This window comes from Rahnella sp. PCH160, from assembly GCF_047784855.1.
GTDB lineage: Bacteria > Pseudomonadota > Gammaproteobacteria > Enterobacterales > Enterobacteriaceae > Rahnella.
Genome location: NZ_JBLOGT010000002.1, coordinates 488849 through 509662 on the forward strand (window position 1 = coordinate 488849; position 20814 = coordinate 509662).

14 protein-coding genes and 1 pseudogene are annotated in these 20814 nt (G+C 51.8%); 7 read left to right on the forward strand and 8 right to left on the reverse strand.

What is annotated here, in order from left to right:
- Positions 1 to 3: 3 nt before the first annotated feature.
- Both ACM5QY_RS25085 and ACM5QY_RS25090 read left to right on the forward strand, forming a co-directional pair.
- Positions 4 to 1317, forward strand: a complete 1314-nt coding sequence (locus ACM5QY_RS25085; RefSeq protein WP_416123345.1) for an ATP-binding protein — start codon at positions 4 to 6, stop codon at positions 1315 to 1317.
- Entirely contained in the window at positions 1314 to 3527 is a 2214-nt protein-coding gene (locus tag ACM5QY_RS25090; RefSeq protein WP_416123346.1) for a DEAD/DEAH box helicase, read from the forward strand. The genes ACM5QY_RS25085 and ACM5QY_RS25090 overlap by 4 nt, the downstream gene beginning before the upstream one ends.
- 71 nt (positions 3528 to 3598) lie before the next feature.
- Here ACM5QY_RS25090 and ACM5QY_RS25095 read toward each other — a convergent pair whose 3' ends face one another.
- From ACM5QY_RS25095 to ACM5QY_RS25130, 8 genes and pseudogenes are all read right to left on the reverse strand, one after another.
- On the reverse strand, positions 3599 to 4858 hold the full coding sequence (locus ACM5QY_RS25095) for an aspartate aminotransferase family protein (protein WP_416123347.1): 1260 nt from the start codon (positions 4856 to 4858) through the stop codon (positions 3599 to 3601).
- 11 nt (positions 4859 to 4869) lie between these two features.
- Entirely contained in the window at positions 4870 to 5919 is a 1050-nt protein-coding gene (locus tag ACM5QY_RS25100; protein ID WP_416123348.1) for a phosphotransferase, read from the reverse strand.
- Positions 5912 to 6646 carry an SDR family NAD(P)-dependent oxidoreductase gene (locus ACM5QY_RS25105; protein WP_416123349.1) on the reverse strand — a complete coding sequence of 245 codons (735 nt, stop codon included), beginning with the start codon at positions 6644 to 6646 and terminating at the stop codon, positions 5912 to 5914. Before ACM5QY_RS25105 ends, ACM5QY_RS25100 begins: the two co-directional genes overlap by 8 nt.
- 86 nt (positions 6647 to 6732) lie before the next feature.
- The gene (locus ACM5QY_RS25110) at positions 6733 to 7572 is read right to left on the reverse strand and encodes an ABC transporter permease (RefSeq protein ID WP_416123350.1); all 840 of its coding nucleotides are present in this window, start codon (positions 7570 to 7572) and stop codon (positions 6733 to 6735) included.
- A 12-nt stretch (positions 7573 to 7584) separates the two neighbouring features.
- Positions 7585 to 8853: an ABC transporter permease gene (locus tag ACM5QY_RS25115; RefSeq protein ID WP_416123351.1), complete on the reverse strand. Its 1269-nt coding sequence runs from the start codon at positions 8851 to 8853 to the stop codon at positions 7585 to 7587.
- A gap of 168 nt (positions 8854 to 9021) precedes the next feature.
- A complete protein-coding gene (locus tag ACM5QY_RS25120; protein WP_416123352.1) occupies positions 9022 to 10050 on the reverse strand; it encodes an ABC transporter substrate-binding protein in 1029 nt (342 codons plus the stop codon).
- Positions 10051 to 10319: 269 nt separating this feature from the next.
- Positions 10320 to 11773, reverse strand: a pseudogene (locus ACM5QY_RS25125) (NAD-dependent succinate-semialdehyde dehydrogenase).
- 8 nt (positions 11774 to 11781) lie between these two features.
- Positions 11782 to 13050, reverse strand: coding sequence for a 4-aminobutyrate--2-oxoglutarate transaminase (locus ACM5QY_RS25130; RefSeq protein ID WP_416123353.1), 1269 nt, complete (start codon positions 13048 to 13050; stop codon positions 11782 to 11784).
- A gap of 145 nt (positions 13051 to 13195) precedes the next feature.
- Between ACM5QY_RS25130 and pdxR the strand changes: the two genes are divergently transcribed.
- The 5 genes from pdxR to ACM5QY_RS25155 all read left to right on the forward strand — a co-directional run bounded on the left by pdxR (position 13196) and on the right by ACM5QY_RS25155 (position 20727).
- Positions 13196 to 14752, forward strand: a complete 1557-nt coding sequence (pdxR, locus tag ACM5QY_RS25135) for a MocR-like pyridoxine biosynthesis transcription factor PdxR (protein ID WP_416123354.1) — start codon at positions 13196 to 13198, stop codon at positions 14750 to 14752.
- 251 nt (positions 14753 to 15003) lie between these two features.
- Positions 15004 to 16089, forward strand: coding sequence for an ABC transporter ATP-binding protein (locus tag ACM5QY_RS25140; RefSeq protein ID WP_416123355.1), 1086 nt, complete (start codon positions 15004 to 15006; stop codon positions 16087 to 16089).
- Between the two features lie 1446 nt (positions 16090 to 17535).
- The gene (parA, locus tag ACM5QY_RS25145) at positions 17536 to 18162 is read left to right on the forward strand and encodes a ParA family partition ATPase (RefSeq protein WP_104925211.1); all 627 of its coding nucleotides are present in this window, start codon (positions 17536 to 17538) and stop codon (positions 18160 to 18162) included.
- Positions 18159 to 18368, forward strand: coding sequence for a plasmid partition protein ParG (locus ACM5QY_RS25150; RefSeq protein ID WP_101078106.1), 210 nt, complete (start codon positions 18159 to 18161; stop codon positions 18366 to 18368). The genes parA and ACM5QY_RS25150 overlap by 4 nt, the downstream gene beginning before the upstream one ends.
- Before the next feature lie 1372 nt (positions 18369 to 19740).
- A complete protein-coding gene (locus ACM5QY_RS25155) occupies positions 19741 to 20727 on the forward strand; it encodes a replication initiation protein (protein ID WP_416123356.1) in 987 nt (328 codons plus the stop codon).
- Positions 20728 to 20814: the final 87 nt, after the last annotated feature.

Sequence of the window (20814 nt, forward strand, 5' to 3'; positions counted from 1 at the left end):
ACAATGTCTGTTACCCGTATTCGCCTCAAAGAAAAAGATGCCATTATTCAGTCATTGAAGTCCGGTGTAACGCCTAAAATCGGCATACAGCATATTCAGGTTGGACGGATTAATGAACTCAAAGCACTTTATAACGATATTGAACGAATCTCCGAAGGAGGGGCAGGTTTCCGTCTTATTATCGGGGAATATGGCTCTGGCAAAACCTTCTTTTTAAGCGTGGTTCGTTCAATCGCTTTAGAGAAAAAATTAGTGACCGTACATGCCGACTTATCGCCTGACCGCCGCATACATGCATCCGGGGGACAAGCACGCAATCTCTATTCAGAGTTGATGATGAACTTATCAACCCGCAACAAACCTGATGGCAACGGACTTCTCAGCGTAGTCGAACGTTTTATCACCGAGGCACGAAAGGAAGCGGAATCAATAGGTTCAGGCGTTCCCGCAGTCATTCATCAAAAACTTTCTGCGCTTTCTGAGCTGGTGGGTGGCTACGATTTTGCAAAAGTCATTGAATGCTACTGGACCGGCTATGAGCAAGATAATGAAGCATTAAAATCAAATGCGATTCGCTGGCTGCGGGGTGAATACACCACCAAAACCGACGCCAGAAACGATTTAAATGTCCGAACGATCATATCGGATGCCTCATTTTATGATGCGCTGAAACTGATGAGTTTATTCGTTCGTCAGGCGGGTTATTCCGGATTACTGGTGAATCTTGATGAGATGGTCAATCTCTATAAGCTGAATAATTCCCAGGCGCGAATGTCCAACTACGAACAGATATTGCGTATTCTGAACGATTGTTTACAGGGCGCGGCTGAGCATATTGGTTTCCTTCTCGGTGGCACGCCTGAATTTCTTTTGGATCCGAGGAAAGGGCTGTATAGCTATGAAGCGCTGCAATCCCGTCTCGCCGAAAACAGCTTTGCACGACACGCAGGCGTTATTGATTACTCATCCCCTGCCCTGCATTTAGCGAGTCTGACGCCGGAAGAGTTGTATATCCTTTTAAAAAATCTTCGCCACGTTTTTGCTGGCGGAGAGGAAGATAAATACCTTGTCCCCGATGAAGCCCTGACCGCTTTTTTACGCCACTGTAGCAGTGCGATTGGTGATGCTTATTTTCGGACGCCCCGAAACACCATAAAGGCGTTTCTGGATATGCTGGCCGTACTCGAACAGAACCCTTCAATGCAATGGTCACAGCTAGTGACAGCCGTGGAGATAAAAGAAGATAAGCCAAGCGATATGGATATCACCGTTGATTCGGACGATGGCGATGATGAACTGGCTGACTTCAGACTATGAACAGTGAATATCAGCGATTGGATCCGCGGGTGCAGAAATGGGTTTTCAAGCAAGGCTGGAAAGACCTGCGGGAAATTCAGAAAAAAGCGATTCCGCACGTTCTCGCTGGCGACCGTGATGTGCTTATCAGTGCTTCCACTGCGGCAGGCAAGACAGAAGCTTTCTTCTTGCCCGCCTGTTCTGCCATTGCTGATATTCATGACAGTTTCGGCATTTTATACATCAGCCCTTTAAAGGCGTTGATAAACGATCAGTATCGCCGGTTGGAAGGCCTGGGCGAAATGCTGGATATGGAAATTACACCCTGGCACGGTGATGTCGCGCAAAGCCACAAAACGAAGGCGAAAAAGAACCCCTCAGGAATTTTACTGATTACCCCGGAATCTCTGGAGGCAATGATGATCCGTTCCTCAGGGTGGATGCAGCTGGCTTTCGCAAAATTAGCCTATGTCGTTATTGATGAATTTCACGCCTTTATCGGGGCTGAAAGAGGCATGCAACTTCTTTCGCTGCTGAACCGGCTCGAACATTTGCTTGGCAGAACAAAAGCGCCCATACCACGGGTGGCATTAAGTGCAACGTTAGGCGATTTGAAAACCGTTCCTCTTGCTCTCAGGGCTAACTCGTCATTCCCATGTGAAACAGTCACAGCCGCAAACAACGATGCAACGTTTAAAGTGCAGGTGAAAGGTTATCTGGAGCCACTGATAAAGGATCCCGCTTCTTCTTCATCCGCAGAACAGAAGGTTTGTGATGACCTTTTCCGGCTCTGCCGTGGTGATTCGCATCTGGTTTTTGCAAACAGCCGCAAACGTACCGAAAGTCTCGCAGCCTCGTTAAGCGACCTCAGTGAAAATCATGTTGTCCCCAATGAGTTTTTCCCTCATCACGGTTCGTTATCACGCGAATTGCGTGAAATGCTGGAAAAAAGGCTTCAGAAAGGGAATTACCCCACCACAGCCATTTGCACCATGACCTTAGAGTTGGGTATCGATATCGGGAAAGTCGCCTCTGTCATTCAGGTGACAGCGCCGCATTCAGTTTCAAGTTTGCGTCAAAGAATGGGGCGTTCGGGAAGGCGTGATTCAGCCCCGGTTCTGAGAATGTTAATCACGGAAAATGAGCTTACGCCAACATCGGGATTAGTCGACCAGTTACGACTGCAGCTGATTCAGTCAATCGCGATGTTACGCTTACTGATTGCCAATCAATGGTTTGAACCTGCGGATGTTCAGCAACCTCACTACTCCACGTTGTTCCATCAGATACTCGCGGTCACCGCGCAATGGGGCGGCGTCCGTGCCGTGCAGCTCTTTTCACAATTATGCCAAACTGGCCCCTTCCAGCAGGTCTCCGGTGAACGTTTCAAAAAGTTGCTTCAGCACATGGGCGCACTTCAGTTTCTAACCCAGCTTTCAAGCGGAGAACTGGTTTTAGGCATCGAAGGAGAGAGGCTGGTCAATCAGTACACCTATTTCGCCGTGTTCAAGACGCCTGAAGAATTTCGGATCGTGACGGGCAACCGAACTCTGGGTTCTGTTCCCATGGACTCCCCCGTCATACCTGAGCAGCACATTATCTTTGCCGGGAAACGCTGGAAAGTCATAGAGATAAACGCCGAAGCGAAAGTCATTTACGTGACAGAAACCAAAGGCGGTAAACCGCCGATATTTGGTGGTGAAGGAATGTCGGTACACGATGTCGTCAGACAGGAGATGTATAAGATATTTTCCGAAGGCGACTATCGTATTGCGACGGGTGAGCATAAGAAAGATTTTGCTGATACCACAGCACGGAAATTATTCGATGAAGGCCGTTACTATTTTGAAGCCAATAATCTGGCTAATGAACGCATTATTCAAAACGGCGGATATGTTTATATTATCCCCTGGCTGGGCGACAGAGCCGTAAACACACTTTCTGCATTATTGCTTTATTGCGGATTCAGGAGTGGGGCATTCGCTGGCGTTATCGAAATAGCAAATGCGAAGGTTTCGGATGTCAGAAAATCTTTATCCCTGATGCTTCAGCAAGGCCTTCCCTCTGAAACTGAGTTGGCAAGCCGCGTTGAGGAAAAGCATCTCGAGAAGTTCGATGAATTTTTGCCAGAAGACTTGCTTACCGAAAGTTATGGATTGCGCGTTTTTGATATCAAAAGTGTGCAGGCGTGGCTGATGGCAGAACTCAGCGGCAATCCGGTAGTTGAATAAAACGGAAAGACATTCTCGACGGCAGTCAGAAGATGGTTGAATTCCTGGCCGCCAGCCGGGAGAGGTAATATTTAAACAGGAATATCCGCCAGCACGCCCGCCAGTGTTTCCAGTAACAGCGTGGCGTGTTCGGGCTGGAAGACCATCGGCGGGCGGATTTTCAGGACGTTTGCCGCCGGGCCGGTGGCGCTGATCAGAATCTGTTTTTGCCGCATCTGGTTAACGACAAACGCCGCCAGCTCAGGCGCGGGCGTGTTGCGCTGATCGCTCACCAATTCCACGCCGATAAACAATCCGTCGCCGCGCACATCGCCGATCACCGGATAACGCGCCGCCAGTTTCAGCAGCCCCTCACGCAGAATTTCCCCCGTCCGTTGCGCGTTTTGTTGCAGTTCTTCACGTCGTAAAACCTGCAAGACCGCATGTGCCGCGCGGCACGAAACCGGATTGCCGCCGAAGGTATTGAAATAACGCTGACGGCGGCCAAATTCCGCGAACAGTTCCGGCCTGCCGACCAGCCCGGCGACAGGATGGCCGTTACCCATCGGTTTGCCCAGACTCACCAGATCCGGCATCACGCCATAACGGGCAAAACCCCAGCGCTGGCTGCCGGTGCGGCCAAAACCGGGCTGCACTTCATCGGCAATAAATAACCCGCCAGCCGCACGGACAAGCGCCACCGCGCGCTGCATGTCTGCCGGTTCAGGGCTGAAAACGCCGTCGCTGGAGAAAATGGTATCTACCAACAGCGCCGCCGGTTTCACGCCCGCCTGTTTCATGGCTTCCAGCACCCGTTCTACGCCTGCGGCGAAGGCGCCCTGACGGCGGAAAGTGTCCGGCGCATCAATCAGCCAGACATTTTTGCCCTGCTCAAAACCGTCGCCGAGCGAAGGCGAAAGTTCGGCCAGTGCGCTGGTGACGCCATGATACGCCCAGCGCGTGACCAGAACGCCCTGCCCGCCGGTGATTTGCCGCGCCACGCGCAGCGCCAGATCGTTGGCTTCACTGCCGGTGCAGGTCATGGTGAGATTGCGCAGTTCCGGCGGAAACTCCGTCAGAAAATCTTCGGCAAACTCAACGATGGCGTCATGGAGATAACGCGTGTGCGTATTGAGCTGCGCCGCTTGCGTGGCAATCGCTTCGACGACGGCCGGATGGCAATGCCCCACGGACGCCACGTTGTTGTAAGCATCCAGATAGCGCCGCCCTTCGCTGTCGAACAACCAGACACCTTCGCCACGCACGACGTGCAGCGGTTCCTGATAAAACAGACGATAACCGCCGCCCAGCCATTGCTGGCGGCCTTCTAAAACCTGTTGCTGAGTCAGCATGTTGACTTCCTTTACGGCAAATGAGACATGCAGGACTGACTGAAAATTTCGCCAATCTGCGAAAAAGACAGCGCCATCAGACGCGATAAACTGCCCCACGCGTGCGCCTGATTACGCAAAATATACTCACGGTTTTGCGGATATAACACGGCGCGGTGCTGGGCGATCAACAAGCTCAGCGCCAGCCGCGAGGCCACCAGTTCAGGCAAAACCTGCTGTTCCGCCACGCTCAGCGGCTGGCGGGCGGTGTACGCCGCAATCATCGGATGGCAATACCGGAAGAGGTTTTCGCCCTGACTGTCGAGCTGATACGCCAGTGCCGTCGCCAGTTCATTGATCAGCGGCGCATGGAGCGCATCGCCAAAATCAATAATTCCCGCCAGCCGCTGCGGGTTCGCGCTGTTAACCAGCACGTTATGCGCGTTCAAATCGTTGTGGATCACCTGTTTGCGCAGCCCACGGCTGGCGGGCACCACTTTTTGCTGATGGACTGCCAGAACGCGGCTGATGGTGTGGCGCTGTTCAGGATCGGCCAGATGCGGGATCCAGCCTTCCAGACGCGACATATCACTGATATCCCACAATAAATCCCGCTTCGCGCCGGGATGTTGAAAATCGCTGAGGGCGATATCCAGACGCGCCAGCGTATCGCCCAGTTCATGCATCAGCGCGGGTGAACGTGGCACCTGATATTGCGCGATCCCCGGAAGATAACTGACGGCGCGTAAAGTCAGGTTTTGCCCGCCGACGCTGACCTGCGGCGTCAGTTCGCCGCTGCGGCTTTCCTGTAAACGCGGCACCGGCAGCGGGCTGTCGCGCAACGCAAGATGGCTGAGAATGGCGGTCTGAAAATCGACTTCTTCGGGCACTTCTGCCGGATTCACAAACCGCAGCATGTAAGCGCGGCCAGAAAGCGTGGTCAGGCAAAAATTGCTGTCGCGCTCTCCGCCCAGAACCTGCGCGGAACCTTCCAGCCCGTAGATTTGCGCGGCGATATTTTCGGCCTGAGACGGGCTGACGCACGGCACTTCTGTTGTTAACAGTGACGGCGCTTCAGACATGCTGACCGCCGTTAACGTGGATCTCCGCGCCGTTCACGTAAGACGCGCCAGAGGTGCAGAGGAAGTAAATCAGCGACGCGACTTCTTCGGCTTTGCCCAGACGCTGGAGTGGTACGCTGCGTTCCACGATTTCCTGCGTGCCCGGCGACAGAATGGCGGTATCGATCTCACCCGGCGCAATCGCATTGACGCGCACGCCGTGCGGGCCAAACTCATGCGCCATTTCGCGGGTCAGCGTGGAAAGCGCGGCTTTCGAACAGGCATAGGCCACGCCCGCAAACGGATGCACTTTGCTGCCTGCAATCGACGTAACGTTGATGATGGTACCCTGCGCGGCCTTGAGTTCATCAAATAAGCCGGTCGCCAGAATTGCCGTCGAGAACAGGTTGACGTTAAACACCTGTAACCAGGTGGCGTAATCGCTGCCGAGCACGCCCATGCGTCCACCCGTCGGCGTTTTTGGCGAGATACCGGCGTTATCTACCAGCGCATCCAACCGCCCGCCGAGGCGTTCTTTAATCATCGGCAGCGCTTTTTGCACGCTGTCGATATCTTCCAGATCCAGGTGAATATGGTTGAGGAAACCTTCGGCCCACGGGCATTCATCCACCCAGTTCTGGCGCGATGCAGTAAAAATCCGCCATCCGGCAGCGTAGAAATGTTTAACCGTGGCATGTCCGATGCCGCGACTTGCGCCGGTCAGCAATAACGTTTTCTTCTCTGTCATGGTGAAGGTCCTTATCATTTTGATATTTGATGCATCAGGAATAATCAAAAAAAGAGGACCTGTAAAGTCCTCTGATGTATTTATGTTTATTGTGCTGCCGCAGAATGACGCAGACGCTCGCCACGACGGCGCAGCAGTTCCATCACCAGCAGTAAAATCAGCGACGCGCCAACCATCAGCGATGCCGCCGCAGCAATCGTCGGATCAAGGTTTTCACGGATACCGGCAAACATCTGGATCGGCAACGTGCGCTGACGCGGACTGGCGAGGAATAATGTCACCACCACTTCGTCAAACGAAGCTGCAAAAGCAAACAGCGCGCCGGAAAAAACGCCGGGCGCAATCAGCGGCAGTGTCACTTTGCGGAATACGCGCCACGGCGAAGCGCCCAGACTGGCCGCCGCGCGGGATAAATTGCGGTCATAGTTTTTGAGAATTGCGGTCACCGTGATCACCACGAAAGGTACACCGAGCAGCGCATGCGCCAGCACCAGCCCAAGATAGCTGTTGAGCAGGGAAACGCGGGCAAAAAAGAAGAACATTCCGACGGCGATGATCACCACCGGCGCGATCATCGGCGAAATCAGAATCGCCATTACCAGAGATTTGCCGCGAAACTCACCGCGCACCAATCCCACAGAGGCAAGTACGCCCAGCACGGTCGCCAGAATCGTCGCCAGTGGCGCAATCAGCAGGCTGTTACCGAGCGAACTCAGCCATTCATCCGAATGGAAAAACGTGTGATACCAGCGCAGCGAAAAACCGGTCAGCGGATAACTCAGAAACGATCCGGAATTAAACGACAGCGGCACGATAATCAGCACCGGCACAATCAGAAACAGCAAAATCGCCGCGCTGTAGAAGTTGAAACACCCGCGCCACAACCGCAAAATCAGCACCCCTTTTTGTTTCATACTGTGTTTCATGGTCGGGCTCCTTTAGTTCGCAGCCACTTCGGCTTTGGTGCGCGTCACACGGATATAAACGATATAAAGCAGCACCACGATCACCAGCAACTGGCTCCCGAGCGCCGCCGCCATTCCCCAGTTCATCGTGGTATTGGTGAAGAATGCCACAAAATAACTGACCATCTGGTCACCCGGCCCGCCGAGCAACGCCGGAGTAATGTAGTAACCAATCGCCATCATAAACACCAGCAACGCGCCTGCCGTCACACCGGCATACGTCTGCGGCACGTACACACGCCAGAACGCGGAGAAAGGATGCGCGCCGAGTGAAATCGCCGCGCGAACATAGTTCGGCGAAATGCTTTTCATCACGGCATATAGAGGAAGGATGATAAAAGGCAGCATAATGTGCGTCATCGAGATGTACACACCGAGGCGGTTAAACACCATCACCAGAGGGTGATCGATAATGCCGGTGGAAAGCAGCGCGCGGTTGATCAGCCCGCCGGATTGCAGTAACACAATCCAGCTGGCGGTGCGGACAATCAGCGATGTCCAGAATGGCAGCAGCACCAGGATCATCAGTAAGTTGGCGCGACCCGTTGGTTGCTTCGCCAGCCAGTACGCCAGCGGATAACCGAGCGCGACGCAGCACAGGGTGACGACCAGCGCCATCCACAAGGTGCGAAGCAGAACGTTAACGTACAGCGCCTGATCCGGCGGCAGCGCGGTAATTTTGCCGGTATCGACGTCAATTTTGCGGTCAACCGCGGCCAGTAAATAGTAGGATGTCAGGGGTTTTGCCACGCGTTGCAGCGTCTGCCAGGTGCTCAATTCACCCCACAGCGGCATGCTCTGGATCAGCGCATCCTTGACCGGCGCGGTGCCTTCGGGCACATGGCGTAATGTGCCGGTGATCAGGCTCCGGTAACGGTTATCCTCATAGCTCAGCCGTTTGGCGATGGTCGCCATCTGGCCGCTGTTGCGGGCATTGCGCAGGTCAGTCACCAGCGCAGAAAACGTCGCTTCATCTGGTACGGTTTTCCCTTCCCAATGGGCAAGCTGCGCCACGGTTGCCGGCATCGTGGTGCCAAGCTCCGGATTGGTCACGCTCTTGCCCAAAATGGACGCGATCGGGAACAGGAAGCTGATAATCACAAACAACAAAAGTGGCGCAATCAGTAGCAAAGAACGTCGCGTATACGCCGCTTCAACTTTACGCAGGCGCTGACGCAGCGTCGGCCCTGAAGCGGTGTCGTCATCCGGCACCGGTGTCGTCAGCATTTCAGTCTGGCTCATAATTTTCTCCCGCTGCGGGTTCTCTGGTATTACCCAACTCAAAACACAAAATCATTCGGGCTGAATCAAGACGGCGAGCGAGGCGAATCCCCGGTCACATACAAATGACTGTGACCGGGGATTCGTGAGCGAAGCCAACGCTGGGTCAGACCGAAGGATGACGGGTATTTACTTAGCAGCCCAGGCGTTGAAGCGCTGTTCTAAGTCTTCGCCATGCTCAATCCAGAAGTGTGTATCGACCTGCAAAGCGCCTGCCAGGTTTTTCTCGGCAGTCGGCAGATTCTGCGCATATTTAGGGTCGATCATGCCGGTGACTGATTTTTCAGTCGGGCCGTAGGGGATGGTTTCAGCAAAGACTTTCTGGTTTTCAGGTTTGTTGGCGAAAGCAATAAACTGTTCGGCCAGATCTTTGTGTTTCGAGCCTTTCACGATGGCCCAGCTGTCGAGGTCATACAGGCTGTTGTCCCAGACCATTTTGAAGTCATGACCTTCACCCTGTGCGGCGCTCACGCGGCCGTTATAAGCGGAAGTCATCACAACGTCGCCGGAAACCAGCCACTGAAGCGGCTGCGCGCCGGATTCCCACCACTGAATATTCGGTTTGATTTGATCGAGTTTTTTGAAGGCGCGTTCCACACCGGCTGGCGTGGCAAGCACTTTATAGATGTCTTCACGTTTCACACCATCGGCCAGTAAGGCGATTTCCAGCGTGAATTTGGCGCTTTTGCGCAGTGCGCGTTTGCCCGGAAAATCTTTCATATCCCAGAAATCAGCCCAACTGGTCGGCGCTTTTTTCAGTTTGCTGGCGTCAAATGTCAGCACGGTTGACCACAGGAAAATGCCCGCACCACATTCGGTTACCGCGCCCGGCACGTACTGCGTTTTGTCGCCCAGTTTGCTCCAGTCCAGCGGTTCAAACAGCCCTTCGTCACAGCCACGGATCAGTTCCGGGCTTTCGACTTCCACCACGTCCCAGCCGACCTGTTTGGTTTCCACCATCGCGCGGATACGGGCCATTTCACCGTTGTATTCGCCCGGCTCGATGGTGCCTTTACCGGCTGCCGCGAAAGGTTTGTAAAACGCTTTGTCCTGAGCGTCTTTATTCAGACCGCCGAAAGAGATCACTGTCAGAGATTCAGCCTGGGCCTGAAACACCAACCCGGCGAGAAGAGTGGTAAGGGCAATCTTTTTAAACATGCTGTGACTCCTGGGTTAACTAAAAAAGTAAGGAAAGCGCTAAGGTAACGGCATTGTTAAAAATATGATGCATCATATTTTATGATGAAGCATAAACCATGCCATTACTGTGGAGTCCGTCCGCCACGCCGGAAATAGCGGGCGGACAGGTTTTGCAGAGGCGTTATGTGATTTTTTTGTGCCTCATGACCATTCAGTTTCTTTTTATTGTTTAACCTTGCACTGCGTCCGTGCATTTCTGCACCCTATCGGGACGTTGTGCGTCAGGATTACTCACCCAGCTCAATGCACAGATATTTCATTTCCAGATAGTCGTCCATACCGTGGCGTGACCCCTCCCTCCCCAGACCGGACTGTTTAATGCCGCCGAACGGCGCGACTTCGTTAGAAATCAGGCCGGTATTGATGCCCACCATGCCGTATTCCAGTGCTTCCGGAACCCGCCACTGGCGCGCTGAGTCACGCGTGAAGAGATATGCCGCCAGCCCGAATTCGGTATCGTTAGCCATCGCCACCGCCTGGGCTTCATCGGTAAAACTGAAAATCGGCGCAACAGGCCCGAAGGTTTCCTCGCGCGCAAATTTCATAGCAGACGTCACACCACCGACCACCGTGGGCTGGAAGAACGTACCGCCCAGCGCGTGTGGCTGACCGCCGGTGAGAATTGTCGCGCCATGCGATAACGCATCGTCGATGTGCTCACGCACTTTACTGACCGCGGCGTCGTCGATCAGCGGCCCCTGCGTGATGCCGGTTTGAGACCCTCGCCCACTTTCAGCTTTTCCACTTCTTCGACCAGCCGTTTGACCAGCGCCGGGTAAATCCCCTGCTGGACATAAATCCGGTTGGCGCAGACGCAGGTTTGCCCGCTATTGCGGAACTTCGAGGCCATAATGCCTGCCACGGCACGCTCAAGATTGGCATCATCGAACACGATAAACGGCGCGTTGCCGCCCAGTTCGAGAGAGAGTTTTTTCACCGTCGGCGCACTTTGCGCCATCAGAATGCGCCCGACTTCGGTCGAACCGGTGAAACTCAGTTTGCGGATCACCGGGCTTGCGCACAGCACTTTGCCGACATCCTGCGCAGAACCGGTGATCACCTGCAATACGCCCGCCGGTATGCCCGCTTCCACCGCCAGTTGTCCGAGTGCTAAGGCGCTGAGTGGCGTTTGTTCAGCCGGTTTCACAATCATCGCGCAACCGGCTGCCAGCGCGGGTGCGGCTTTACGGGTGATCATCGCCGCCGGGAAATTCCAGGGCGTGATCGCCGCGCACACGCCAATCGGTTGTTTCAGAACCAGCATGCGTTGTGACGCCTGAACCGGAGCCAGCACGCTGCCTTCCACGCGCTTCGCCTCTTCGGCAAACCATTCAATAAAAGACGCGGCGTAGACGATTTCGCCTTTTGCCTCCGCCAGCGGTTTGCCCTGTTCGGCGGTCAGTAATGCGGCCAGATCGTCCGCATGTTCCAGCATCAGTTGCGCCCATTTCTGCATCAGCGCAGCACGTTGCTTACCGGTTTTCCCCCGCCAGCCCACCTGCGCCTGTTCTGCGTAAGTAATCACCTGGGCCGCTTGTGCCGGAGTAATTTGCGGAACGCTGCCGATCACCACGCCCGTTGCCGGGTTAGTGACGTCTTCGCGTTCGCCGTTTTCGCTGTCCACCCATTCGCCGTTGATCAGGCATTGCTGGCGAAAGAGTTCTGTATGTTTGAGTTGCATAACGTTCCTCAGTCAGCCAGTACGCGGGACAAAATCGCCAGTGCATCTTTGAACTGCGCATCGGGAATGGTCAGCGGATACAGGAAACGGATCACGTTGCCGTGAACACCGCAACTCAGCATCAGCAATCCGGCATCCAGCGCTTTACGCAGATACTGTTTGGTCAGTTCAGCGGAAGGTTTGCCTGTCGCCGGGTCGTTAAATTCTGCTGCGACCATCGAACCCCGCGCACGCACATCGACCAGCGCCGGGCATGTCGCCTTAGATTTTTCCAGCGTTTCAACCAACTCTGCACCCAGACGGTTTGCGCGCTCGCACAGTTTTTCTTCTTCGATAATATCCAGAACGGCCAGCGCCGACGCCACTGCCAGCGGGTTGCCCGCGTAAGTGCCGCCCAGACCGCCCGGTTCCGGCGCATCCATCAGTTCAGCGCGGCCGGTCACACCGGAAATCGGAATACCCCCGCCCAGGCTTTTTGCCATGGTGACTAAATCCGGTTGGGCATTCGGGTAGTAATCAGACGCAAACATTTTGCCGGTACGTGCAAAACCGCTCTGCACTTCATCCGCGATCAGCACGATGCCGTGACGGTCACAAAGATCGCGCAGACCTTTCACAAAATCTTCCGGCGCAATATTAAAACCGCCCTCGCCCTGAATCGGTTCGTAAAGAATGGCGGCAACCTGCTGCGGGCTGATATCGCTGCGGAAAATACGTTCGATGCTCTCCAGCGCCATTTCCGTGCTGACGCCGTGGTGCGCGTTCGGATATTGGCCGTGGAATACGGATGCCGGGAACGGACCGAAGCCCACTTTGTACGGCACCACTTTACCGGTCAGCGCCATGGTCAGTAACGTGCGGCCGTGGAATGCACCGGAGAAAGTGATAATACCGGGGCGACCGGTGGCAGCGCGGGCAATTTTCACCGCGTTTTCTACCGCTTCGGCACCGGTACTGAAGAAGGTGGTTTTCGCTTTTCCTGACACTGGCGCAATTTCGTTGATACGTTCGGCCAGCGTGACAAAGCTCTCATAAGGCACAATCTGGTAGGCGGTGTGCGTGAACAGGTCGAGCTGTTTGCGGATCGCTTCGACAATTTTCGGATGGCGGTGACCGGTATTGAGCACCGCGATCCCGGCGGTGAAGTCGATATATTCACGGCCCTGCTCATCCCACAACGTTGCATTTTCCGCCTTCGCTGCATAGAAATCACACATCACGCCGACACCACGCGGTGTGGCTTCTTTACGGCGTTTTTCCAGTTCGCTGTGACTCATCTTTCGCTCCTGCCTGAAGGTTATGTTTTGGAGATTGCCGGTTGTAAGGTGAACAATTTGTCGAAATAGCAATCCGTCCTTGTTTTTTATCCTGTCAGCGGCCCTATAATCCAGAACCAGTTTTATTTATTTTGAGGATCCACTTTTGCGCTCATTGCTTTCTGACCTCATTTTTCAGCGTCTGACCGGGCTTTCCGAATCTTCTGCGGGCACGCTCAACAAGCGGGTTTATCAGGCATTACAACACGCTATCTTTGATGGCAGTATCAGCCCCGGCAGCCGCTTGCCCGCGTCACGGGATCTGGCCAAAGAGCTGGAGATTTCGCGCAATACCGTGCTGGCGGCCTACGAGCAATTACAGGCTGAGGGCTACATTCAGACGCGTACCGGAAGTGGAACCTTCGTCACAGCAGATTTACCGGAAGACGGCGTGATTGCGGATAAAACCACCACGCGCTGTACCCCGCTTCGCAGCCACGTTTCACTTTCCAAACGCGGTTCGAATTTGCTGACACGGACCGGCGTGGCGTCGCACCAGTGGGGCGCGTTTATGCCGGGCGTGCCGGATGTAACAAAGTTCCCGCATGACATCTGGCGCAAGCTGCAAAACCGTCTGAGCCGCCGCCTGCACCCGGAATATCTCACCTACTCGCGCCACGGCGGCTGCCCGGAACTTCAGCATGCGCTGGCCGATTATCTGCGAATTGCACGTTCGGTGGACTGCACGGCCGACCAGATCCTCATCACCGCCGGTACCCATCAGGCGCTGGATTTACTGGCGAAAATGCTCTGCGATCCGGGTGATGTCGCCTGGATTGAAGAACCCAGCTACTGGGGCATTCGCAATGTGTTGTCCATCAACGGCGTGGATGTTCAACCGATACCGGTCGATGAAAACGGCATGGATCCACCTGAAAATCCGCCAGAAAACCGCGCACCCAAGCTGATATGCGTGACACCGTCACATCACTATCCTCTGGGTGCAGTGATGAGTCTGGCACGCAGACAAAAAATTCTCGCGATGGCCAGCCAGCAAGGCAGCTGGGTGGTGGAAGATGATTACGACAGCGAATTCCGCTATTCCGGCAGCCCGATCCCTGCGTTGCAGGGCCTGAGCAGCGATGCGCCGGTGATTTATATCGGGACGTTCAGTAAAACGTTGTATCCCGCGATGCGGATCAGTTACGTCGTTTTGCCGCGGCCTCTCGCTTCGCGCCTCAAGATCGCGCACTCCGAGTTGTACCGTGCCGGTAACGGTTTAACGCAACTCACGCTCGCGGAATTTATCCGCGAAGGCCATTACGCGGCGCATATTCGCAGGATGCGGCTGATTTACGGTAAACGGCGTAGCGCACTGACGCGGCTGATTGAACAGGAACTCGGGCCGGAGTTTTTGATCGAAAACAGCAATGCCGGACTACATCTGATTTTGTCACTGCCGGATTCGATTGATGACGTGGCGCTGAGCGCAGAGCTGGAACAAAAGCACGTTCTGACCCGGCCACTTTCAGCGTATTACCTTCGGCCTGCTCCTCGGCGCGGGCTTTTGCTCGGCTATGGCGGTGTTTCTGAGGAAGAAATCGTGCCTGCCTTCGGGCATATCGTGGATTGTTTACGGCGCAGGCTGCAACCTTACAGTGCAACCGATGAACGGGGTGAGCTCGCCGAACCGGAAACGAACAACTTGCCTGATCCTGCGTAATTGCTTTTTCACATTGCTAGCAATCTCTCGTTTTAATTAAAAAATAGCAATAAAATTCATAAGCCTGCGAGAATTCTCTCAGGCTCTTTTTTTTGTGGTTTTTTGCGGAAAAATGCTTGTTAGCGTTTCAGGCGGGTGGTAAAGATTTTTAATAACGCCAGACAAACAATCCTTCTGAGGATGTTTTATGCATGATTTGTGCCGGGTTGCGTCATCCACTTTCCAGTCTTTTTCTTCGCGGAGTGCCTGTTATGAGAACGTATGTCAGCTTCAAAAATATCAAGAAGAGCTATGACGGCGACAAACTGGTCGTTAAAAACCTCAATCTTGATGTCCATGAGGGTGAGTTTTTGACGCTGCTTGGCCCTTCAGGTTCCGGCAAAACCACCAGCCTGATGATGCTTGCAGGGTTTGAAACACCGACCCAGGGCGAAATTCTGCTGCGCGATAAACCTTTGCATAATCTGCCTCCGCATCAGCGTGATATCGGGATGGTTTTCCAGAACTACGCTCTGTTCCCGCATATGACGGTGGCCGAGAATCTGGCGTTTCCGCTAACGATTCGGCGCCTGAACAAGACAGATATCAAAGAGAAAGTAGACCGCATTCTGGACATGGTAAAACTTAAACCACTGGCTGACCGCTACCCTGCCCAAATGTCCGGTGGGCAACAGCAACGTGTCGCCCTCGCCCGCGCGCTGGTGTTCGAGCCCAAACTGGTACTGATGGATGAACCGCTTGGCGCGCTGGATAAGCAATTGCGTGAACATATGCAGATGGAAATCAAACAATTACACCAGATGCTGGATCTGACGATTGTCTACGTTACGCATGATCAGAGCGAAGCGATGACCATGTCTGATCGCGTGGCGGTGTTTAACGATGGCGTTATCCAGCAGATGGACAGCCCGAGTGTGATTTATGAACAACCGGATAATGCGTTTGTTGCTCAATTCATCGGTGAAAATAACAGCCTGCTGGCCACCAACACGGCGGCAGAAGGTGATTATTATCGTGCGTCGCTTGATGACGGCACAATTCTTCGCGCCGTTAAAATTCGTCCTAGTTCGCCCGGTAAGAAGATTTTACTCTCCATCCGCCCTGAGCGAATCAGTATCAACAATCCTCAGCCAGGGATGGAACAAGTCAAAGCACGGATTAAACAATTTATTTATCTGGGCGACCATGTTCGCATGATGACTGAAGTTGCCGGTCAGGATAACTTCATGGTTAAGCTTCCCGCCGCGCACATAAAACCGGAATGGCAGGCGGGTTCTGAAGTTCTGCTTTCCTGGTTACCGGAACATCTGCGCGCTCTTGATGTTGTAACCCATTAGTTGCGTATCCAATAAACCCCTGAATCCCCGAATCCCGAGATTTTGTAATCTCGGGATTTTTTTGTATAACTGCATCTTGTCATCTTGTCATCTTGTCATCTTGTCATCTTGTCATCACAAGATAAATCTCATAATCATAAAATCACACCATCCTGAAATCCCAACATCCCAACATTCATCACGAACCGCGTTAATCCTGAGATTTTAAGATTCCATAATCTTACACAATCAATAAATCCCAGAATCCTTGAATCTTAATGTTTTGCATTCATTACATCCATAATCATGGAATCTCTGAATCCCCGCACATTATGAGAATCCTACAATCCCGAGATTCGTCGAATAAATCCTGTAATCTCAAAATCCTATCGGGGATTATGTAATCCTGCCATCCTCTGATGGCAGATTATTCCCAGCCACACGTAACACAACTAACCAGTTGATTTAATTGAAATGATTATGTAATCATACAATCCTAGCTCAATATCATGTAATCCTGAGATTCACTTTCAATCCCAGGATTATATGATATCCATAACAATATAAGACCGTTCAGCTCTCATTAATGTGTAATCTTATACTCCTGTAATCCTCATTAAGATTACGAAATCATGTCATCCTGGAATCCAGGTGTACCGAACATGCCGGCTTGTTCTTCTAAAGATAATTAATGATTCGAAGATTAGTTAATCCCATAATCCTACTATTCATATCCGAACGTTTCAGTATTTTGTGATCTCAGGATTTCCAGAATCACTTAATCCTGTAATCATAAAATACAGGATTAGCATTACATACTTCTGAAATCCCAAGATGTATACATCCCTGGATACAGAAATCACAAGATGGTGAGATGGTGAGATGGTGAGATGGTGAGATGGTGAGATGGTGAGATGGTGAGATGGTGAGATGGTGAGATGGTGAGATGGTGAGATGGTGAGATGGTGAGATTTTCGAGGCTATTGTTTTGGACGTCAACATCAGCCGAAACTTTTCGGCGTTCTCATTTGCATGTCTCATTTGCATCATGCATCCCCGAAAAATCCCAAGATTGCAGAATCATAAAATCACAAGATAGCGAAATCCTCGTAGCTTCATGTTGTACCATTATTCTCTGAGATAGAAACTTCAGCCTCATCCGCCTGTAATCCTGATATCCCAAACTCCTGGGATGATGAGATTCAAAAATCACAACATCCTGAACATAATGTTACCGTCGCGAGCTCTTGACTGGTAATCACAGAATCCCGAAATCACAGGATAATGTAATTCGGTAATCCTAAAATATTGAAATCCTCGGATGTAAACTTTATAGTAGTACTTCAATCCTGTGATTCATGGATTTTTAAATCCCAGAATCCTATGATTACATAAATATTGAATCCCAAAATCACATAAGCTTGGGATTCACTTGTCTTCATTCTAGCGCTTCATCAAGAGGTTGTTATGGCAGCGAAAATTATTTCTTTCCTGAACGGGAAGGGCGGGGTAGGGAAAACCACGACTTCTATAAACATCGCAACCTGTCTTGCACGGCAAGGGCACAAAGTTGTGATGGTCGATACCGACCCACAGGGAAGCATCAGCAACTGGTACGATGAAACTAAATGTAAATTTGATCTGGCTGAAGCCGCATCAGAAAAAGAAGTCTATACCGTACGCAAACAGTTGAAAGAATATGATTACGTTGTGATTGATGGAGCTGCGGCGATTTCTGCCATTTCATCAGCTGCGGTTATGGTGAGTGATTTAGTCTTAATCCCCGTGACACCGTCACCTTTAGATTTCGCAGCCTGCGGCGCAATACTTGCCGTTGTCGAAGCGCGTGAAAATTTACAGCCAGTCATCGCGCGTTTTCTGATCACCAAGAAAGTCGCCTCCGCTAAGATGTTGGAAGTCCTGAAGGAATCAATTGCTGATACGGGCGTTCCGGCATTGCGGACAGGTACCACTCAGCGCCAGGTTTACATCCGTACCATGATGGATGGCGGAACAGTCTTCGATACAACGGACGGTAATGCGAAAGGCGAGATTGAAATTATGACCAAAGAAATTACGGAGTTGTTGAAATGAAAATGAAACTTGGCCAGCACCGACAACTGACTACAGCACTGGACGCTGTAGCAAAGCCGCCCGCTTCAGTGAAGAAATTACAGACTAACATCGATGAAGAGTTGCATCGCCGTTTCAAAACCAGCTGCTTCTTGCAAGATCGCGAGATGAAAGACGTTCTGACAGAGCTGATCAATGCCTGGCTTATCACCAACGAACGTTCCTGATCGTTTGTTCCGTCTGGATCGGGCCTTTTCAGGCCCGTTTCTGTTTCTAAATCTGCACTACATTGTCCCGTCTGGTGTTACCTCTACCCAATCCTTTACGCAACAACGTCGCCAGTCCTTATCAGGATCCCAAGATCAAATAGTGTTTTGTTTTATTTATAAGTTTAGATCTTTCTCTTTAAGAGAGGTTTTTTTCTATGTAAATCAGCAGGGTACAACGGGTCTTGTGGAGATATTTCATGCTCCAAGTGGAGATCCTTCCTGCTGGATGTGGATCCTTTTCATGATCAATGTAGAGCTTTTTCCTGTGGATAATTTCCTTAGAGATCAGTCCACTGGATACGTGGAGCTTTTTTCTGTGGACAGTTTTCCCTTGCAACCCATGTCATGAACATCAGCTTAGATTTAACGCTAACATATTGCTACAACTCATTTTTCTGATAAGTGGAGTAATTTCCTGATCCCTGAACGAGCACTCATGTGGAGACATTTCCTGTGACAGCGTCACGTTGTGTCACGTAACAGGGAGAGGATCATCCTGGTCAGGCATAATCCGCTTTAGAAATCCGTATCCGGGCAGCAGAGCAGAGCAGGGCATATGTGGAAGATTTTCCTGATCCAATCAGCGGTCATGTGGAGACATTTTCTGATCTCATTAACACTATTGAAACGATCGCTGAAAATATAATGTATTATAAACAGTAGGTTAGATATTATGTGACATTGTCACTTGCCTATATGTGGAAGAATTATCTGATCAAACGTGCGTGAATTAACGGTAACTGTCCGGTCAGCTAACACTTTGCGATGGAATACGTGGAAGTATTTCCTGATCCCGCGGATTGCTATACGTGGAAAGATTTCCTGAGAACTGAACGCCCCCTTATGTGGAGTTATTTCCTGATCGCTGAACGTATTATCCCAAATGTGGAGACATTTTCTGATCCCTATGGCTGCATACGTGGAAAGTTTTCCTGTAGATCCTGGTTCTTGCTGCGAATCAACACTGAGGATGAAATGAGAAGGGGATCACAAAGCCGGTTCCGGTCAGTTAACGTGCAATATGGACTCATATGTGGAAGAATTTTCTGATCTGCAGGGGAACTTAGCGCGTATATCAGACATTCCAGGCAGGAGATCTTCAGTTCGATAAGTGGAGTAATTTCCTGTAAAAAACGTGCCGATCCAGCATGTTAAAAAAAGGATCCCGAATGCGGCTTAAAAGCATATGTGGAAGTTTTTCCTGATCGCTGTTTGGTGATCCTTTTGTAATGCATTGAAATTAATGGGATAAATAAGCCTTGTTTTTACTTTACGTCAGTATTTTTTATGTGGAATAATTTACCTACTTTCCACTTATGGATCCTGCTACATGGAACTGAATAAACTCACCGTAGTTCAGGGGAACGATCTTCTTGAAGGCGCCTATAGCGTTACTCTGGATGAAATGCGCTTGCTTAACCTGGCGCTGGCACAAATTGATAGCAGGAAACCTCAGCCGGACACGTTATATCGACTTTTCCCTCAGGATTACCAGCGGATCTACGGGGTAAACCCGACCAGCAGCCATCGCCAGTTGCGTGAAGCGGCAGAAAGCCTGATGAAAAAGCCGGTCACCATCTACAAACCGGATACGAAAACCGGCAAGGTTCGTACTGTGCAGCTTTCGTGGTTCTCACGCCTGGAATACGTCAGCAGCGATGACCACAGCGCCGTTGTGCTGAGATTCGGTCAGGACGTTGCGCCTTATCTGTATGAATTAAAAGAATCTTTTACCAAGCTCAATTTTGCGAATATCGCAAAACTGGATACACCGTTTTCCGTGCGTCTGTATGGCTGGTTAATCAAAGCCAAAAACCTCTACGGGCGGCGCAGTGGCAAAGCCATTGAAGTGACCCTGGATCTCAACTGGATGCGCGAGAAGGCGGGTCTGGCGGGCAAATACGAGGATTACCGTGACTTCCGTCAGAAGCTGCTTGAGCCGACGATCAACCGGATCAACGCCAATACTGATATTTCCGTGGTCTGGGAGCCGGTGAAGCAGGGCAGAACCGTTGTTTCGATCAAGTTCGCCTATGTCGATGAGTCAGCGCCAGAAGCCAGCAAACCGCTGCGCCCGCGCTTACCACGCCGTCCGCGCGCGGTGGCAGGCTCTGCGCTGGAAGGCGAGTGGGCTCGCCGCTGTATCACCATCTTCGAAGAGTATCGTGAGAAATTAAGTGCTTACGACGTTGAAGAAAAGGCGACGTTACCGGATCTGCGCAAACTTTCTGGTTGGTACAAGCTTCTCGGCGAGAAGAGCAAACAAAAAGAGATCCTTGCTGAAGTCAGTTCCCGCAGTAAAAAAACCGCAGCCTGAAACTAAGGCCGGAAAGCATTCAGAAAGAAACGGCGTATCTTCGATGAGATACGCCGTTTTTCTTTGTGCGCATCCGGGTATCTTTGG

Excerpts from the sequence above, each read along its gene's own strand:
- ACM5QY_RS25155 (WP_416123356.1), top strand. The coding sequence starts at position 19,741 with ATGGAACTGAATAAACTCACCGTAGTTCAGGGGAACGATCTTCTTGAA.
- ACM5QY_RS25090 (WP_416123346.1), top strand. The coding sequence starts at position 1,314 with ATGAACAGTGAATATCAGCGATTGGATCCGCGGGTGCAGAAATGGGTT.
- ACM5QY_RS25095 (WP_416123347.1), bottom strand. The coding sequence starts at position 4,858 with ATGCTGACTCAGCAACAGGTTTTAGAAGGCCGCCAGCAATGGCTGGGC.
- ACM5QY_RS25085 (WP_416123345.1), top strand. The coding sequence starts at position 4 with ATGTCTGTTACCCGTATTCGCCTCAAAGAAAAAGATGCCATTATTCAG.
- ACM5QY_RS25140 (WP_416123355.1), top strand. The coding sequence starts at position 15,004 with ATGAGAACGTATGTCAGCTTCAAAAATATCAAGAAGAGCTATGACGGC.
- ACM5QY_RS25115 (WP_416123351.1), bottom strand. The coding sequence starts at position 8,853 with ATGAGCCAGACTGAAATGCTGACGACACCGGTGCCGGATGACGACACC.
- ACM5QY_RS25105 (WP_416123349.1), bottom strand. The coding sequence starts at position 6,646 with ATGACAGAGAAGAAAACGTTATTGCTGACCGGCGCAAGTCGCGGCATC.
- ACM5QY_RS25100 (WP_416123348.1), bottom strand. The coding sequence starts at position 5,919 with ATGTCTGAAGCGCCGTCACTGTTAACAACAGAAGTGCCGTGCGTCAGC.
- ACM5QY_RS25120 (WP_416123352.1), bottom strand. The coding sequence starts at position 10,050 with ATGTTTAAAAAGATTGCCCTTACCACTCTTCTCGCCGGGTTGGTGTTT.
- ACM5QY_RS25130 (WP_416123353.1), bottom strand. The coding sequence starts at position 13,050 with ATGAGTCACAGCGAACTGGAAAAACGCCGTAAAGAAGCCACACCGCGT.
- parA (WP_104925211.1), top strand. The coding sequence starts at position 17,536 with ATGGCAGCGAAAATTATTTCTTTCCTGAACGGGAAGGGCGGGGTAGGG.
- ACM5QY_RS25150 (WP_101078106.1), top strand. The coding sequence starts at position 18,159 with ATGAAAATGAAACTTGGCCAGCACCGACAACTGACTACAGCACTGGAC.
- ACM5QY_RS25110 (WP_416123350.1), bottom strand. The coding sequence starts at position 7,572 with ATGAAACACAGTATGAAACAAAAAGGGGTGCTGATTTTGCGGTTGTGG.